This window comes from Streptomyces sp. NPDC053673, from assembly GCF_055585225.1.
In genome coordinates this window covers 186,377-201,856 of sequence record NZ_JBVJKN010000008.1, presented here as the reverse complement: position 1 = coordinate 201,856, position 15,480 = coordinate 186,377, and the positions used below count along the sequence as shown (strand labels likewise).

16 protein-coding genes are annotated in these 15,480 nt (G+C 70.1%); 6 read left to right on the top strand and 10 right to left on the bottom strand.

From position 1 onward, the window contains the following. Positions 1–81: 81 nt before the first annotated feature. From ACZ6ZQ_RS14870 to ACZ6ZQ_RS14860, 3 genes are read right to left on the bottom strand one after another with little or no spacing between them, the layout of a single operon-like run. Positions 82–654: a cob(I)yrinic acid a,c-diamide adenosyltransferase gene (locus tag ACZ6ZQ_RS14870; RefSeq protein ID WP_469768930.1), complete on the bottom strand. Its 573-nt coding sequence runs from the start codon at positions 652–654 to the stop codon at positions 82–84. A 29-nt stretch (positions 655–683) separates the two neighbouring features. Continuing rightward, positions 684–1,433, bottom strand: a complete 750-nt coding sequence (locus tag ACZ6ZQ_RS14865; RefSeq protein ID WP_469768929.1) for an ABC transporter permease — start codon at positions 1,431–1,433, stop codon at positions 684–686. Positions 1,434–1,442: 9 nt separating this feature from the next. Next, positions 1,443–2,225, bottom strand: coding sequence for an ABC transporter ATP-binding protein (locus ACZ6ZQ_RS14860; RefSeq protein ID WP_469768928.1), 783 nt, complete (start codon positions 2,223–2,225; stop codon positions 1,443–1,445). Between the two features lie 81 nt (positions 2,226–2,306). Between ACZ6ZQ_RS14860 and ACZ6ZQ_RS14855 the strand changes: the two genes are divergently transcribed. From ACZ6ZQ_RS14855 to ACZ6ZQ_RS14840, 4 genes are all read left to right on the top strand, one after another. Further along, entirely contained in the window at positions 2,307–2,945 is a 639-nt protein-coding gene (locus tag ACZ6ZQ_RS14855) for a TetR/AcrR family transcriptional regulator (RefSeq protein ID WP_469768927.1), read from the top strand. Positions 2,946–3,073: 128 nt separating this feature from the next. Next, on the top strand, positions 3,074–3,922 hold the full coding sequence (locus tag ACZ6ZQ_RS14850) for a 3-hydroxyacyl-CoA dehydrogenase family protein (protein WP_469768926.1): 849 nt from the start codon (positions 3,074–3,076) through the stop codon (positions 3,920–3,922). 223 nt (positions 3,923–4,145) lie between these two features. Then, positions 4,146–4,469 carry an STAS domain-containing protein gene (locus tag ACZ6ZQ_RS14845; protein ID WP_469768925.1) on the top strand — a complete coding sequence of 108 codons (324 nt, stop codon included), beginning with the start codon at positions 4,146–4,148 and terminating at the stop codon, positions 4,467–4,469. A 209-nt stretch (positions 4,470–4,678) separates the two neighbouring features. After that, complete coding sequence (locus ACZ6ZQ_RS14840) at positions 4,679–7,282, top strand: P-loop NTPase family protein (protein ID WP_469768924.1); 2,604 nt, start codon at positions 4,679–4,681, stop codon at positions 7,280–7,282. Between the two features lie 63 nt (positions 7,283–7,345). Here ACZ6ZQ_RS14840 and nucS read toward each other — a convergent pair whose 3' ends face one another. Continuing rightward, the gene (gene nucS / locus ACZ6ZQ_RS14835) at positions 7,346–8,008 is read right to left on the bottom strand and encodes an endonuclease NucS (protein WP_469768923.1); all 663 of its coding nucleotides are present in this window, start codon (positions 8,006–8,008) and stop codon (positions 7,346–7,348) included. 283 nt (positions 8,009–8,291) lie between these two features. On the opposite strand from nucS, the gene ACZ6ZQ_RS14830 reads away from it, so the two are divergent. Further along, positions 8,292–8,684, top strand: coding sequence for an SCO5389 family protein (locus ACZ6ZQ_RS14830; protein WP_469768922.1), 393 nt, complete (start codon positions 8,292–8,294; stop codon positions 8,682–8,684). Positions 8,685–8,812: 128 nt separating this feature from the next. Here the strand turns inward: ACZ6ZQ_RS14830 and ACZ6ZQ_RS14825 are convergent, their stop codons facing one another. Further along, positions 8,813–9,871, bottom strand: a complete 1,059-nt coding sequence (locus ACZ6ZQ_RS14825; protein WP_469768921.1) for an LLM class flavin-dependent oxidoreductase — start codon at positions 9,869–9,871, stop codon at positions 8,813–8,815. A 223-nt stretch (positions 9,872–10,094) separates the two neighbouring features. On the opposite strand from ACZ6ZQ_RS14825, the gene ACZ6ZQ_RS14820 reads away from it, so the two are divergent. Then, complete coding sequence (locus tag ACZ6ZQ_RS14820) at positions 10,095–10,424, top strand: ATP/GTP-binding protein (RefSeq protein ID WP_469768920.1); 330 nt, start codon at positions 10,095–10,097, stop codon at positions 10,422–10,424. A gap of 21 nt (positions 10,425–10,445) precedes the next feature. Here the strand turns inward: ACZ6ZQ_RS14820 and ACZ6ZQ_RS14815 are convergent, their stop codons facing one another. From ACZ6ZQ_RS14815 to ACZ6ZQ_RS14795, 5 genes are all read right to left on the bottom strand, one after another. Beyond that, entirely contained in the window at positions 10,446–11,276 is an 831-nt protein-coding gene (locus tag ACZ6ZQ_RS14815) for an ABC transporter permease (RefSeq protein ID WP_469768919.1), read from the bottom strand. Then, positions 11,273–12,412: an ABC transporter ATP-binding protein gene (locus tag ACZ6ZQ_RS14810; RefSeq protein ID WP_469768918.1), complete on the bottom strand. Its 1,140-nt coding sequence runs from the start codon at positions 12,410–12,412 to the stop codon at positions 11,273–11,275. Before ACZ6ZQ_RS14810 ends, ACZ6ZQ_RS14815 begins: the two co-directional genes overlap by 4 nt. A 140-nt stretch (positions 12,413–12,552) precedes the next feature. Next, positions 12,553–13,332, bottom strand: coding sequence for an ABC transporter permease (locus ACZ6ZQ_RS14805; RefSeq protein WP_469768917.1), 780 nt, complete (start codon positions 13,330–13,332; stop codon positions 12,553–12,555). A gap of 3 nt (positions 13,333–13,335) precedes the next feature. After that, entirely contained in the window at positions 13,336–14,286 is a 951-nt protein-coding gene (locus ACZ6ZQ_RS14800; RefSeq protein ID WP_469768916.1) for an ABC transporter ATP-binding protein, read from the bottom strand. 172 nt (positions 14,287–14,458) lie between these two features. Beyond that, positions 14,459–15,397, bottom strand: a complete 939-nt coding sequence (locus ACZ6ZQ_RS14795; protein WP_469768915.1) for a cellulose-binding protein — start codon at positions 15,395–15,397, stop codon at positions 14,459–14,461. Positions 15,398–15,480 lie beyond the last annotated feature (83 nt).

The window sequence follows — 15,480 nt, the reverse complement described above, 5'->3', positions numbered from 1 at the left end:
TGTTCGCGGTCCTCGCCAGAATGCTGTGTCTCCCGGGGGCGACCCCCGGACCCCCGTCAGGGGGCGTTGCCGGGGGTCGTCTCAGCGTTCGCCGCCTGGCACCCAGAGCACGTCGCCGACCTCTTTGTTCGCTGTCCTCGCCAGAATGAACAGCAGGTCCGACAGCCGGTTGAGATACGTCGCCGTCAGCGCGTTCATCGTCTCGCCATGCACCTCCAGCGCCGCCCACGTGGAGCGCTCCGCGCGACGGACGACCGTGCACGCCTGGTGCAGCAGCGCCGCCCCCGGCGTCCCGCCCGGGAGGATGAAGGAGCGGAGCTTCTCCAGGTCCTCCAGGAAGCGGTCGCAGTCCGCCTCCAGCTTGTCGATGTACGACTGCTCCACCCGCAGCGGCGGGTACTCCGGGTTCTCGACGACCGGTGTGGACAGATCCGCGCCCACGTCGAAGAGATCGTTCTGGATCCGGACGAGGACCTTCACGACCTCCTCCGGCAGCTGCCCGAGTGCGACGGCCGTACCGATGACCGCATTGGCCTCGTTGGCGTCGGCATACGCCGAGATCCGCAGGTCGGTCTTGGCGGTGCGGCTCATGTCGCCGAGCGCCGTGGTGCCCTTGTCGCCGGTGCGCGTGTAGATGCGCGTCAGATTGACCATGTGGCCAGCCTAGTTATGCGCCCGCTCCATCACGCGCCGGCCTTCCGGAAGACCCGTGTCCCCGCGGTCACGCCGAGTGCCGCGAAGCCGAGGGCGGCCAGGACTCCGTACAGCATCGACGTACCGCCGTAGTCGCCGACGTACCCGGCCCGTACCGCGTCCACCAGATAGCGGTACGGCATGAAGTGCGAGAGGACGTCCAGCCAGAGCGGAGCCAGCGCCATCGGCAGCATCAGCCCGGACAGCAGCATCGACGGCATGGTCACCGCGTTGATGAGCGGCCCGAACTCCTGCGGCGTGGAGACCCGAATCGCCATCGCGCACGAGAGCGACGCGAGCCCGATCGTCAGTGCGCCGACGAAGGCGAAACCGATGAGGATGCCGCCGAGCGGCGCCCGCAGCCCCAGCACCGCCGCGGCCAGCACCAGCAGCACGGACTGGAGGACGAGGACCGCGGCATCGCGCAGCACCCGTCCCAGCAGCAGCGCCGGCCGGCTGACCGGGGTGACCCGCATCCGTTCGACGACGCCCGTCTGCTTCTCGACGATGACGCCGAACCCGGCGAACGACGCGCCGAACAACACCAGTTGCAGTAGCAGTCCCGGCACCAGCACCTGCCAGGAGTCGCCCTGCGAGCCGAGTGGCAGACCGGTGAGCAGCGGCCCGAAGAAGAGCAGATACAGCAGCGGCATCAGCACGCCGAAGAGCATCTGGAACGTGGAGCGCAGTGTCTGGCGGGCGTACCGGCCGAAGACCAGCGCGGTGTCGTGCATCAGCACAGGGGGCTCCTAGACGGCGACGGGGGTGGTGTCCACCGGCGCGGGACCGCGTCCGGTGATGGCGAGGAAGGCGTCCTGGAGCGAGGCGTCCGCCGACCCCGCGTGCCGCTCCTTCAGCACGGCCGGGGTGCCCGTGGCCACGACGGAGCCTTTGTCGACGACGACGATCCGGTCGGACAGCTCGTCCGCCTCGTCGAGGTAGTGCGTGGTGAGGAAGACGGTGGTGCCGTGCTCGTCGCGCAGCCGGCGCACCAGCTGCCACAGATCGGCGCGGCTGCCCGGGTCGAGGCCGGTCGTCGGTTCGTCGAGGAAGAGCACCTCGGGCCGGTGGGTGAGCGCCATCGCGATGTCGAGCCGGCGCCGCTGGCCGCCGGAGAGCGCGGCGCACGGACGGTCGAGGAGACCGGTGAGGTCCAGGTCGCGGGCGAGCTGCTCGGCGCGGGCGGCCGCCTCGGCCCGGGAGAAGCGGTAGAACCGCGCCTGGGTCACGAGCTCTTCGCGCACCGTCACGGCCGGATCGACGCCGCCGGACTGGGCTACGTACCCGATCTTCTCGCGCACGCCCGCGGGGTCCGTCGTGAGGTCGCGGCCCGCGATGGTGGCGGTGCCGCCGGTGGGCGGCAGGAGCGTGGTGAGCATGCGGAGGGTCGTGGTCTTGCCCGCCCCGTTCGGTCCGAGGAAGCCGAGGATCTCGCCTCGTTCGGCGGTGAGGTCGATGCCGCGGACCGCGTCGACGGGTCCGCTCTTCGTGGTGAACGTCCGGGCCAGGCCGGAGGTCGTGATGACTGCCATGACCTCAAGAAAAACAGAGGCACTGAAAATTTGCAATGACTCCAAAAATTAAGGAAGCCCAACGAGGGCTACGATGAACCCATGGCTGAGGGACTCAGGGAGCGGAAGAAGCGCCGGACCAGGCAGCACATCTCGGACGTGGCCACGGGTCTGTTCATGGAGCGCGGCTTCGACGCGGTGACGATCGTGGAGATCGCGGAAGCCGCGGACGTCTCCGTGAACACCGTCTACAACTACTTCCCCGCCAAGGAGGACCTCTTCTTCGACCGCGAGACCGCCCTCGTCGACCGGCTCGCGCGCTGGGTCCGCGCGCGGGACGCGGGCGAGTCGGCGGCCACGGCCGTGCTGCGCGAACTCCGTGCCGAGGTGGAGGCGGTCTCGCCGTCGGTCGGACTGCTGGACGGGTACGAGCGCTTCCTCCGCGTCATCCACGGCGCCCCCTCCCTCCAGTCCCGTGTCCTGACCTTCCAGCGGGAGATCGTCGGCCGACTGGCGCAGGCCCTGCGCGAGGAGACGGGCGCCGCCCCCGACGACGTGATGCCCTCCCTGATGGCCGGGCAGATCAACTGGGTGTACGAGACCGTCATGGGCGCCATCGGCCGGGAGATGATGGCCGGTCGCCGGCCCTCCGAGGTCTCCCGCGAGGTGCTCGTTCTCATCGACGACATGGAGGATCTGCTCAGCGAGCGGGTCCTTGGTTATGCGGCACGGCTCACATGACGGCCCGTACCGGTGTGATGTCCGTCATCTGAGACGTGACGCGCATCTCTTCGCCGCCACAGGGCCGCCCACGACCGATAACCTCCGGCAGGGATACGACATGTAAACGTGTGTTAAGGGGTGCAGCAGTGGCCAGGAAGCTCGCCGTCATCGGGGCCGGACTCATGGGGTCCGGCATCGCGCAGGTCTCCGCCCAGGCGGGCTGGGACGTCGTGCTGCGTGACGTCACCGACGCGGCCCTGACCCGCGGCACCGACGGCATCAAGGCCTCGTACGAGAAGTTCGTCGCCAAGGGCAAGCTCGAAGCGGCCGATGCCGAGGCGGCCTTGGCGCGCATCACCACGACCACCGACCTCGACGCCGTCGCCGACGCGGACATCGTCGTCGAGGCCGTATTCGAGAAGCTCGAGGTCAAGCACGAGATCTTCCGCGCCCTCGACAAGCTCGTGCGGGACGACGCGGTCCTCGCCTCCAACACCTCCGCCATCCCGATCACGAAGATCGCGGCCGTGACGGAGCGTCCGGAGCGCGTCGTCGGCGCGCACTTCTTCTCGCCCGTCCCGATGATGCAGCTGTGCGAGCTCGTCCGCGGCTACAAGACCAGTGACGAAACCCTCGCCACCACCCGCGAGTTCGCCGAGTCCGTCGGCAAGACGTGCATCGTCGTCAACCGTGACGTCGCGGGCTTCGTCACCACCCGCCTGATCTCGGCGCTCGTCGTCGAGGCCGCCAAGCTGTACGAATCGGGCGTCGCGACCGCCGAGGACATCGACATCGCCTGCAAGCTCGGCTTCGGCCACGCCATGGGCCCCCTCGCCACCGCCGACCTGACGGGTGTCGACATCCTGCTGCACGCCACCAGCAACATCTACACCGAGTCGCAGGACGAGAAGTTCGCGCCGCCGGAGCTGATGCGCCGGATGGTTGACGCCGGTGACATCGGCCGCAAGAGCGGGCAGGGCTTCTACAAGCACTGACCGCGCACCGACCGCACGAGCCTGCGCATCATCACCCCTCCGGGTGAATTCGGTATCGGTTCGCTTACAGGCGGCAACTTCTCTGTCCGTACGGCAGTCAGTTGTTGCAAAGAAACAAACAGCAGAACCGCAGTGGAACCGCAGCAGGGCCGGCAGGACCCAGCAGTCGGAACGCAGACAGAGCAGACAGACCTGACGGAGAAAGCACTCTCGGGGAGCGCATATGCACATCAGGGGCGACCACGCCGGGCTGGTCGTCGAGGGCCGCCTCGACGTCCGCAGCGCGGCGGACGCCCGTACGGTCCTGCACTCGGCCGTCGACAACGGAGTCGGCGACCTGGTACTCGACCTGACCGATCTGGACTCCTGGGACGCCACCGGACTCGGGGTCATCATGGGGGCGCACCGACGGGCCGGCCGCTGCGGCCGACGGCTCGTCCTGCGCGGCGTGCCGCCCCAGATGCAGCGCCTCCTGGTGGCCACCCGGCTCCACCGAATCCTGGCCATCGAGGGCGGAATCGCCGCAGAGTCCCTGCCTCGGGTCTGACCGGGCAGGGCGCGCAATCCTCACGAGACCGTGACGTCCTGGGCTGCCCGGCACCCCGACTGTTCCCGAATACTGAGCGAAGGTCTAGGGTTCGGTCGCCTGCCGATTCACAGACCCATCACGGCCGGCACCGGACCAGAAGCGACAGCGGAGCATGCAGACAGGCCGGAGGGGCTTCCGCACGAAACGCCATCTGGGGGGCTTTGACCATGGACCCGATGAACCGGGGACCGGAAGAGTACGGCCACGACAACAACCGCCTCGACGACGACGGCAGCGCGCAGCGACCGCAGCGCGACGCGGTGACTCCCGACTTCGGGCAGAAGACACCCGCGCTCGCCCGCACCGTCCGGCTCGTCTCCGGTGAGTTCCTGCTCACCGTCAACCCCGTCGACGGCAGTGAGATAGAGCCCTGCCGGCCCGGGGAAGAGCCGGCCCGACCGGTCCGGCACAGCGCCGAGATGCGCGAGGAGCGTCGGCGTGCCGCCCAGCCGCCGCTGCCGCCCGGCCCCGCCGCGCCCCCGCTGCCGCTGCTCGAGCGCCACGAGGAGCGCGAGCGGCTGGTACGGCTGCTGGGACGCGGCCGGTCGGTCCGGCTCACCGGACCCGCGGGCTCCGGGCGTACGGCCCTGCTCGACGCCGTCGCCGCCGACTGCGCGGACCTCGCACCCGACGGAGTCGTCCGCCTCTCCGGCTACCACCGCACGCCGACCGAGCTGCTGTACGAACTCTTCGGCGCCGTCCACAGCGCGCCGCTGCACCGCCCCGACCGGGCCGGACTGCTCGAGTTCGTCCGTGACATCGGTGCCGTGGTCGTCCTCGACGACCTGGAGTTCGGCGGCAGTGCGCTGGACGAGCTCCTCGACGCCACCCCCGAGTGCGCCTTCCTGCTCGCCGCGACACCCGACGTCGCGGCACCCTCGGCCGACTCCCACCTCGAAGAGGTGTTCCTCCCCGGGCTCGGCCGCAGCGCCGCCCTGGAGCTGCTGGAGCGGGCCGTGGACCGGTCGCTCACCGACGACGAGGCGAACTGGGCGGGTGACCTCTGGTTCGAGTCGGAGGGTCTGCCGCTGCGCTTCGTCCAGGCGGGCGCACTGCTGCGGCAGCGCGACGCGCTCCGCGCCGTGCCCGACGGACCGGACGACGAAGAAGACGCCGCGGACAACGTGTTCGCCGACGGCCACGACGTACCGCTGCCGACGCTGGGTGAGGGCGCCGCGCCCGCCGCGCTGCTCGCCTCCCGGCTCAGCGAATCGGCCCGTGACACCCTCCGGTTCGCCGTCGCGCTCGGCGGCGAGGTTCCGCACCAGGCGCATCTGCCCGCCCTCGTCGGGGACACCCACGCGGACGCCGCACTCGGCGAACTGACCAGCTGCGCCCTGCTCAGCCCCGTCGGTTCCCGCTATCGGCTGGCGGCGGGCGTCGCGGCCCAGCTGGAAGCCATCGGCTACGGCGAGGGCGCCGTAGCCCGCGCCCACACCGCCGCCCAGCACTACGCCTGGTGGGCCGGCCACCCCTCGGTGGCGCCCGAACGGGCGGCGACCGAGGCCGACGCGATCCTCGCGGCGATGAGCGCGCTGGTGCCGGGCGACGAGGCAGGACACTCCAGCGCCGCCGTGCTGCTCGCCCGCAGCGCCGCGCCCGCGTTCGCCGCCGGACTGCACTGGGGCGCCTGGGAGCGCACGCTGCGGACCGGCCAGGAGGCGGCCAGGATCGCCGGTGAGGTCGCCGAGGAGGCGTACTTCCACCACGAGCTGGGCGTGCTCGCGCTGTGCGCCGGGAGCCTGGACCGGGCCCGCGCCGAACTGGAAGCGTCCATCGGCATGCGCGGCGCGCTCGCCGACAAGAGCGGTACGGTCGCCGGCCGGCGGGCCCTCGCGCTCGTGGCCGACCGCGAGGGCGGCCACGCACCCGGGGGGCGCACCCCGGCGGGCGAGGAGGTCCCGGCCGCGCGGTACGAGGAGTCGGCGTCCCCGCCCAGGGGCGTCCCGGCCGCCCTCCAACCGGCCGAGACGCTGGTCACCCGTCAGGAGACCCCGTCGCCGTCCCTGGCCGAGCGTGCCCGCCGCACGATTCTCACCGGCGCCCGCCGCAACCTGGTCGCGGCCGGCGCGGGTGCGCTGCTGGCCGCCGTCCTCGGCACGGTGGTGACCTTGGGCGCGACCTCCGGCAACGAGGACCCCGCGGACCGCGTCACCAACGAACAGTCGGCGAACGAGGACGACGGAGGCGACGGTCTCGACGCGGACGAACCGGCGGACGACTCCACCCGCCGCCCCGACGGCACGACCGGCGGCGACACGTCGGGCACGCCCGGCACCGCCCAGCCGGGCGAGAGCGGTTCTGCGGGCGACCCGTCGACGCCGGGTGGCGACCCGTCGCCCACGGGCGGGGGACCGGGCACGACGGGTTCGACGACCGGAGGCACGTCCACGACCGGCGGCGGAAGCTCGTCCCCGACCACGACCGGCGGCAGCAGTTCGTCGCCGACCACGACCGGCGGCAGCAGTTCGTCGCCCTCTCCCACGACGGGCGGCAGCTCCTCGCCCACGACGGGCGGCAGCAGTTCGTCGCCGACCACGACCGGCGGCAGCAGTTCGTCGCCCTCTCCCACGACGGGTGGCAGCACGGACGGCGGCACGACGTCGACCGGCACGGACAGCACCGGTACGACCACCAGCGGCACGGACAGCGGCGGGACCACGACGGGCGGCACCATGGACGGCGGCACGACGACCGGCACGGGCGGCGGCACCACGGGTGGCACCAGCCCCAGCAGCAGCCAGGCGCTGCCGAGCGGCTCCTCGTCCTGACGGTCCTGACGTCCTGATCGGGGTGTGGGGGGGCGTCAGCCTCCACACCCCCATCGGACAGCCTCAGAACAGGCGCAGCTTGTCGTCCTCGATGCCGCGCAGGGCGTCGTAGTCCAGCACCACGCACCCGATGCCGCGGTCCGTCGCCAGGACGCGGGCCTGGGGCTTGATCTCCTGGGCCGCGAAGAGGCCGCGGACCGGGGCCAGATGAGGGTCGCGGTTCAGCAGCTCCAGGTAGCGGGTGAGCTGCTCGACACCATCGATCTCGCCACGCCGCTTGATCTCCACCGCCACCGTCGCCCCGTCGGAGTCCCGGCACAGGATGTCGACCGGGCCGATGGCCGTGGGGTACTCGCGGCGGATCAGACTGTAGCCCTCGCCGAGTGTCTCGATCCGGTCCGCGAGGAGCTCCTGGAGGTGCGCTTCCACGCCGTCCTTGATGAGGCCCGGGTCCACACCCAGTTCGTGCGACGAGTCATGGAGGATCTCCTCCATGGTGATGATCAGTTTCTCGCCTGCTTTGTTGACGACCGTCCACACGCTGTCGTCGCCCTCCTTCAGCGTGCACGGAGGCGACATCCAGTTCAGCGGTTTGTACGCCCGGTCGTCCGCGTGGATGGAGACACTGCCGTCTGCCTTGACCAGGATCAGACGGGGGGCGGTGGGCAGGTGGGCGGTGAGCCGGCCGGCGTAGTCCACGGAGCAGCGGGCGATGACGAGACGCATGGTGCGCAACGCTACTCGACCGGGCCCCGCCCGCGCGATTCGCGCACCTTCGCCCAACGCCGCCCCTGGCCGGGACCCTCCGGCTCGCCCCTCTTGTCCCCTTCGTAATTGGCCGGTTGTGTTCCCATTCTCCTGGTGCGGACCAGACAGCGCGCCTAACGTGGAAGCAGGAGGTCGCCGGTCGTGCACGCTGCGTCGTCGTGAGCGGCGTACTCAGTCGTGCGCCGTCGCCTCCTTCCCTGCCCGTAAGACCTCGTTCATCGGGGTCGCGAGAGGAGAACCCATGTCGCTCGACGTCTCACCGGCGCTGTTGGAACAGGCCGAGCGAGGCGAGGTCGACGAAGCTGCATTCGTCGACTGCGTCCGGACCTCCCTGCCCTATGCATGGGAGATGATCAGTTCTCTGGTGGCTCAGCTGAAGGTGGACGGCGGTCAGTTCGCCGACAACCAGACGCCGCCGCCGGACGAGCAGGCACGTGGTCAGCTGTTGCGCGCGCTCGCGAGTGACGCCATCCGGGGTGCCCTGCAGCGGCACTTCGGAGTACGACTCGCTTTCCAGAACTGCCACCGCGTCGCGGTGTTTCCTCTGGACCCCTCGGTGGACGAGCGGCTCGCCCGCTTCACTTCCGTAAGGGCCCAGCTGCTCAACCAGTCGCCCGAACTGCGCGACTGCTGATGCCTTTGCTGCCGCTCCGCGCCGCGGGAGGCTTCATGCACGCCGGAGCGGCAGCATCTTCCGGACGACGGGCCGGTGGAGGAGTGCGGACCGTACGGAAGTGCGGCCCGCAAGCTCATCCCGTCTGCTCAGCGGAGCAGCGGCAGCACGTCGGAACCCAGCCGCTGCACGTTCTCCTCCGTGGCCGCCAGATCGCCGGAGCCCTCGACCAGCAGGGCGAAGCGCGTGATGCCGGTGCGCTCCGAGGTCGCGGCGAGCCGGTCGGCCGCCAGCCGCGGCGGGCCCACCGGATGCAGCCCGCACAACAGCTCCGTGTAGGCCACGGGATCGCGCATCGAGCGATGCCTGCCGTCGACCGTGACGTGGGCGTCCAGCCCCTGCTTGAGCCATCCGGGCATGGCCTTGACCAGAGTCTCCTCCGCCGCCGCACGGCTGTCCGCGATCTGCGCGACACCGGCCGACACATGGCCGGCGCGCGCGACCGTCTCCGGCGCCCGGCCCGCGGCGAGGGCGTGCCTGCGCCACAGGGCGACCATCTCCGCCTTCTCCTCGTCGCCGCAGTGCATCCCGAGGAGCATCGGCAGTCCGCGCTCGGCCGCCAGCCGCACGCTCGCGGGGGAGGTGCACGCCACGATCACCTCCGGACCCTCGGAACCGTCCGGATCCCCGATGCCTCCGCCGTTGCCGCAGAGGAGCTCGTCCGGCCTTGGCACGACGGGGACTTCACGGAAAGTGAATCGTTCCCCCTCGGCCGAGACACGGGGGTCGCGCAGCCAACGCAGCAGCAGATCCAGCGATTCGGGGAAACCCTTCTCGTACGCCGCGAGACCGGATCCGAAGACCTCCAGATCGACCCAGGGGCCGCCACGGCCCACACCGAGGGAGAACCGACCCCCGGAGGTGAGGTGCAGCAGCGCCGCCTGCTCGCCGAGTGCGACGGGGTGGGCGGTGGGCAGCACACTCACGGCCGTGCCCACCCGGATCCGCTCCGTGCGGCCGAGCAGCAGCGCGGCCAGAGTCACCGCCGACGGGCACACCCCGTACGGTACGAAGTGGTGCTCGGCGAGCCAGACCGAGTCGAGACCGGCCGCCTCCGCGGCCTCCGCGGACCGCACCGCCCGGTGCAGTGCCTCCCCTTGGCCCTGGCCCGGGAACTGGGCGGCCAGTACAAAAGCTCCAACGCGCATCGCCTTTTGCCTCCTTGCGGCCGACGCGGCACTCCCCCCACACACAGGCAACAACGTCTGACACGTGCCAAAGGCACGGCCACTCGTGAAGTTGTTGCGATTTTCCGGTAACTGGCCCCTGTGGGTGGTCAGGTCCGGCGCCGTGCAGGACGTGTACCCACAGCGGCGGACCGTAGGCTGGAAGGGAACTGTCCGGTCTGCCCAGTGCTCAGTGAGGTGTCACGTGTCCCCGCGCCGAAACCGCCCTCGCGGCGGCGAGAAGCCGTCCGACCCCGCAGGCGAGGCGGGCGACCGTTACGGCGGGGTGCAGCGGACCGAGAGCTGGCAGGGCGAGGAGTGGTCCGTACGCCATGTCGCCGGGGCGAACACCGTCGGCAAGCGGTACCGCTGCCCCGGCTGCGACCAGGAGATCCCCTCCGGGACGCCGCATGTGGTGGCCTGGCCGGAGTACGGCGGCGTGGACGACCGGCGGCACTGGCACAAGGCGTGCTGGAACGCGAAGGACCGCCGCACCTCGCGGGTGCAGCGGTCCCGTAACGCACCTCGGCACTGAGTACCGAACAGGCTCAGACGCTCATACGTCGCGCCTGGCGAGGGAGAGAAAGGCTCCGGTCATAGCGACCGCCGTGGCCGCCAGCATGATCCACAGCGGATCCCAGCCGGTCGGGCCGGACTCGGTCACCGGGGCGTTGTAGAGCACGCCCAGCTGGCTCGGGATCGAGTACTCGAAGAGCGCCTCCTGCACCTCCCGCAGCGATGGCGAGAACATGAACAGCGCCAGCACCAGCGGCAGCAGCACCAGACCGATCATGATGGTGATGGCGCCCGCCGAGTGCCGGATCAGTGCGCCGACGGCGAGCGAGAGCAGGCCGAGCAGGGCGACGTAGAGACCGATGCCGACCGTCGCGTGGAACCAGTCCTCGCCGGTGGTGACGCCGCTGTCCACGATCGAGGTCTGCAGGGCGCCGACGATGCCGGCGGTCACCGTCGTGATCACGAAGACCAGCCCGAAGAAGACGATCGCCTTCGCGGTCAGCACCCGGGCGCGGCTGGGGCACGCGGTCAGGGTCGTACGGATCATTCCGGTGCCGTACTCGGACGCGATGGTCAGCACGCCGAGCGTGATCACACAGATCGAGCCGAGAAGTACGCCGAAGAAGCCGAGGCTCAGAACGGACTCCTCGCCCAGCTCGGCGTCGGAGGAGGCCACGGCGAAGGCGGAGAGCAGGCCGATGCCCACCATCAGCACGATCATCACGCCGAGCGTCCACATGGTGGACCGGACCGACCGGATCTTCGTCCACTCGGAAGCGAGCGCGTCACCGAGGTGCGCCGCCCGCACGGGAATCGGGGAGCTGTACGTGCCCTGCGGGTACGCGCCCTGCTGCTGGTACGGGGTCGTCATCGGGCGTCCTCGTTGTTGCTCTTGGTCAGGTCTGCGGAGGCGGGAGCGGGAGCGGCGGTGGCCGGGGGAGCGACCGGTGCGCCGGCCGGGGGAGTCGCGTACGGGTTCTGTCCGGGCGGCGGCGGGGCGTACCAGCCCTGCTGCGGCACCTCGGGGACGACCGGCTGCGGCGGCACGTACCCCATCGGCTGCTGCTGCATCAGACCGGCCTTCTGGTCGTCCGTCGAGCGGTAGTCGACGGCGCCCTGCGTCATCCGCATGTACGCCTCCTCCAGGGAGGCCTGGTGCGGCGACAGCTCCCACAGCCGGACATCGGCGTCGTGCGCCAGGTCACTGATCGCAGGCAGCGCCAGACCGGTCACCCGCAGGGCCCCGTCCGGCTCGGGCATGACCTGCCCGCCGGCCTCGGTGAGGACGGTGGTCAGCTTCTCCCGCTGCTGCGGCTCGGTCTGCGGCGTACGCACCCGCGCGAAGTCCGCCGAGTTGTGCGAGATGAAGTCCTTGACGCTCATGTCGGCGAGCAGCTGACCGCGCCCGATCACGATCAAGTGGTCGGCGGTGAGGGCCATTTCGCTCATCAGATGCGAGGAGACGAAAACGGTACGGCCCTCGGCGGCCAGCTGCTTCATCAGATTGCGCACCCAGAGGATGCCCTCGGGGTCGAGACCGTTCACCGGCTCGTCGAAGAGCAGCACCTGCGGGTCGCCGAGCAGCGCGGCCGCGATGCCGAGCCGCTGCCCCATACCCAGCGAGAACCCCTTGGAACGCCGCTGGGCGACATCCTGCAGACCGACCACGCCGAGGACCTCGTCGACCCGGCGGGCCGGAATGCCGGACAGCTGGGCCAGGGAGAGCAGATGGTTCCGTGCGCTCCGGCCGCCGTGCACGGCCTTGGCATCGAGCAGCGCGCCGACCTGCCGGGGTGCGTTGGGCAGCTTCCCGAAGGGGTAGCCGCCGATCGTGACATGGCCGGAAGTCGGCTGGTCCAGTCCCAGGATCATCCGCATGGTCGTCGACTTGCCGGAGCCGTTGGGCCCGAGGAAGCCGGTAACGGCACCGGGCCGTACCTGGAAGGAAAGGTTGTACACGGCCGTCTTGGCGCCGTAGCGCTTCGTCAGGCCGACTGCCTCGATCATTCTCCAGCCCCATCGACAGTTCAGGTCGTCGGGGCACGGACCGGACATGGCCACAGGCCCCCCGTAAGAGTTAGGAGGATATCCAGGGCTTGACGGTTCCGGCCAAGTCCCGGAAGTCCGTCACATCGATGCGCGACCCGTCATGCGTCCCGCTTCTTGAGGACCAGGAAGCCGCCCAGCAGTGCCGCCGCCACCCAGATCAGCATGATCCCGAGCCCGCCCCACGGGCCGTAGGGCGCCGGTTCGCTGTTCATCGCCTCCGGGACCACCTGCATGATCTTCGAGCCGGCCTGGTCCGGGAAGTAGCGGGCGACGTCCTTCGCGTACGGCACCGCCGACAGGATCTGGGAGACCAGGAAGAAGAACGGCATCAGGATGCCGAGCGAGAGCATCGAACTGCGCAGCATCGCCGCGACGCCCATCGAGAAGATTGCGATGAGGCCCATGTAGAGGCCGCCGCCGATCACCGCACGCAGCACGTTCTCCTCGGAGATCGAGGTGCGGTGGTCGCCGAGCAGCGCCTGGCCGAGGAAGAAGCTGAGGAAGCTCGTCGCCATCCCCACCACCAGCGCCAGCAGCCCGGCCACCAGGATCTTGCTGAAGAGGAACGTGGCACGCTGCGGGACGGCGGCGAGCGAGGTACGGATCATTCCGCTGCTGTACTCCGTACCGACGACGAGGACGCCGAAGACGACCATCGCCAGTTGGCCGAGCACCATCCCGGAGAAGCTGACGAGCGTCGGGTCGAACGTGGCCTGCTCGGCGGCCGGAAGATCGTCGAAGGTCGAGGCCAGCAGCGCGCAGAGCAGCCCGCCGACGGCGACCGTCACGACGAAGGCGCTCACGAGCGTCCATGTGGTGGAGGCGACCGTGCGGATCTTGGTCCACTCGGACTGGAGGACGGCGGGTACCGAGGCCATGGGTCAGGCTCCCTCGTTGCGCGGGGCCCACTGGGGGCCGTGACCGGCGGTGGAGTGTGCGTGGTACTCCACCGCGCCTGCCGTCATCTGCATGAACGCCTCCTCCAGCGAGGCGCGCTGGGAGCTCAGTTCATGCAGCACGATCCGGTGCTGCGCAGCCAGTTCACCGAGCTGCTCGGTGGTGGCGCCGTCGATCTCCAGCGTCCCGTTGCCCGCCTCGATGGCCGTCAGGCCCGACTCGTGGAGTATGTCGCGCAGCCGCTCCCGCTGCGGTGAGCGGAGCCGTACATAACTGCGCGAGTTCTGATGAATGAAATCGGCCATCGAGGTGTCGGCGAGCAGCTTGCCCTGCCCGATCACGATCAAGTGATCGGCGGTGAGGGCCATTTCGCTCATCAGATGCGAGGAAACGAAGATCGTCCGGCCTTCGGCGGCGAGGGTCTTCATAAGATTGCGGATCCAGTGAATTCCTTCGGGATCCAGACCGTTGACCGGCTCGTCGAACATCAGGATCTCCGGATCGCCCAGGAGCGCGGAGGCGATTCCCAGCCGCTGCCCCATACCGAGCGAAAATCCTTTGGACTTCTTCTTCGCCACCGGCGTCAGCCCGACCACGTCGAGGACCTCGGCCACCCGGCTCTCCGGGATCCGGTTCGCCTGGGCGAGGCAGAGCAGATGGTTGTAGGCGCTGCGGCCACCGTGCATCGCCTTGGCGTCCAGCAGTGCGCCGATGTACTTGAGCGGTTCCTGAAGATCCCGGTAGTGCTTGCCGTCGATCCGGACGGTCCCGCTCGTGGGGTTGTCCAGATCGAGCATCATGCGCATCGTCGTCGACTTGCCCGCGCCGTTGGGCCCGAGGAAGCCCGTCACCACACCCGGCCGGACCTGAAAGGACAGATGGTCGACGGCGACCTTCGTGCCGAAGCGCTTGGTGAGACCTTCGAGCTCGATCATGCGTTCACGCTACGTGCGCAGGATGTCCTCTGCCACCGCTTTCGGTGACCGGGGGCTGACGCCTCCGGACCCCCGCGGTTGCGGCCCACCGTCCGCAGACGCAAACGCCCGTGCCCGGCACCTTTGCAGGCGCCGGGCACGGGCGTGGCCTCGTAGGCGTGTCGCAGACGCGTCAGCGGCTCTGCTGGGCCGGGACGCCGCGCGAGATCGGCTCGTCGTCGGCCGGCGTGCCCGCCGCGGCGACCGCCGCACCGGTCAGCGTGGCCAGCATCTCGCGGACGTTGGTCAGCTGGGCGTTGATGGAGTCGCGACGGTTCGTCAGCGCCGCCAGCTCGCGCTCCGATTCGCTGCGGATCCGGTCCGCCTTCGCGTTCGCGTCGGCCACGATGTCCTCGGCCTGGCGCTGCGCGGTCTCGACCGTCTGACGGGCGCGGCGCTCCGCGTCCGTACGCAGCTTCTCGGCCTCCAGGCGCAGCTGCTCCGCGCGGTGCTCGATCTCCGCCAGGCGCTTCTCCGCCTTCGCCTGGCGCGACGCCAGGTCGCGCTCGGACTGCTCGCGGCGCTTCGCCAGGTTCGTCTCGAAGTCCGCGGCGGCCTGGGCGGCCTTGGCGCGGGTCTCCTCGAAGAGTGCGTCCGCCTCCTCGCGCTTCGACTGCGCGTCCTTCTGCGCCTCGGCGCGCAGCGAGTTCGCCTCGCCCTGGGCCTTCTCGACGATCCGGACGCCCTCGTCCTCGGCCTTCTGCTTGCGCTCGGCGGCGAACGACTCGGCGTCGTTGCGCACCTGCTGGGCCGCCGACTCGGCGAGCTCACGGTGCTGCTCGGCGGCGCGACGGGCCTCCTCGCGCAGGTCCTTCGCCTCCTCCTCGGCGAGACGGAGGATCTTCTCGACACGCGCACCGAGTCCCGCGTACGACGGTTCCGCGTCGTTGACCTGGGCCTGGGCATTCTGCGTCTCGAGGTGGAGCTCCTCGATGCGCTTTTCCAGAGAGGTGATCCGTGCGAGAGCACTGTCACGATCGGCGACGAGTTTGGTAATGCGGTCATCCACCTGACCGCGGTCGTACCCACGCCGCACGAGCTCGAAGCCGAAGGGGGAGGAAGTGTCGCTCATGGGGTTCCTGTCGAATGAGACCGGTGAGGTGTTAGAGGGAATCCTAGGGGCCGAAGCGGCGTGTCATCGAGCGTATGCCCGTT

What these genes read in the sequence shown, in the direction of transcription:
- ACZ6ZQ_RS14870 (WP_469768930.1), bottom strand. Translation starts at nt 654, where the DNA reads ATGGTCAATCTGACGCGCATCTACACGCGCACCGGCGACAAGGGCACC.
- ACZ6ZQ_RS14860 (WP_469768928.1), bottom strand. Translation starts at nt 2,225, where the DNA reads ATGGCAGTCATCACGACCTCCGGCCTGGCCCGGACGTTCACCACGAAG.
- ACZ6ZQ_RS14855 (WP_469768927.1), top strand. Translation starts at nt 2,307, where the DNA reads ATGGCTGAGGGACTCAGGGAGCGGAAGAAGCGCCGGACCAGGCAGCAC.
- ACZ6ZQ_RS14845 (WP_469768925.1), top strand. Translation starts at nt 4,146, where the DNA reads ATGCACATCAGGGGCGACCACGCCGGGCTGGTCGTCGAGGGCCGCCTC.
- ACZ6ZQ_RS14840 (WP_469768924.1), top strand. Translation starts at nt 4,679, where the DNA reads ATGGACCCGATGAACCGGGGACCGGAAGAGTACGGCCACGACAACAAC.
- nucS (WP_469768923.1), bottom strand. Translation starts at nt 8,008, where the DNA reads ATGCGTCTCGTCATCGCCCGCTGCTCCGTGGACTACGCCGGCCGGCTC.
- ACZ6ZQ_RS14830 (WP_469768922.1), top strand. Translation starts at nt 8,292, where the DNA reads ATGTCGCTCGACGTCTCACCGGCGCTGTTGGAACAGGCCGAGCGAGGC.
- ACZ6ZQ_RS14825 (WP_469768921.1), bottom strand. Translation starts at nt 9,871, where the DNA reads ATGCGCGTTGGAGCTTTTGTACTGGCCGCCCAGTTCCCGGGCCAGGGC.
- ACZ6ZQ_RS14815 (WP_469768919.1), bottom strand. Translation starts at nt 11,276, where the DNA reads ATGACGACCCCGTACCAGCAGCAGGGCGCGTACCCGCAGGGCACGTAC.
- ACZ6ZQ_RS14810 (WP_469768918.1), bottom strand. Translation starts at nt 12,412, where the DNA reads ATGATCGAGGCAGTCGGCCTGACGAAGCGCTACGGCGCCAAGACGGCC.
- ACZ6ZQ_RS14805 (WP_469768917.1), bottom strand. Translation starts at nt 13,332, where the DNA reads ATGGCCTCGGTACCCGCCGTCCTCCAGTCCGAGTGGACCAAGATCCGC.
- ACZ6ZQ_RS14800 (WP_469768916.1), bottom strand. Translation starts at nt 14,286, where the DNA reads ATGATCGAGCTCGAAGGTCTCACCAAGCGCTTCGGCACGAAGGTCGCC.
- ACZ6ZQ_RS14795 (WP_469768915.1), bottom strand. Translation starts at nt 15,397, where the DNA reads ATGAGCGACACTTCCTCCCCCTTCGGCTTCGAGCTCGTGCGGCGTGGG.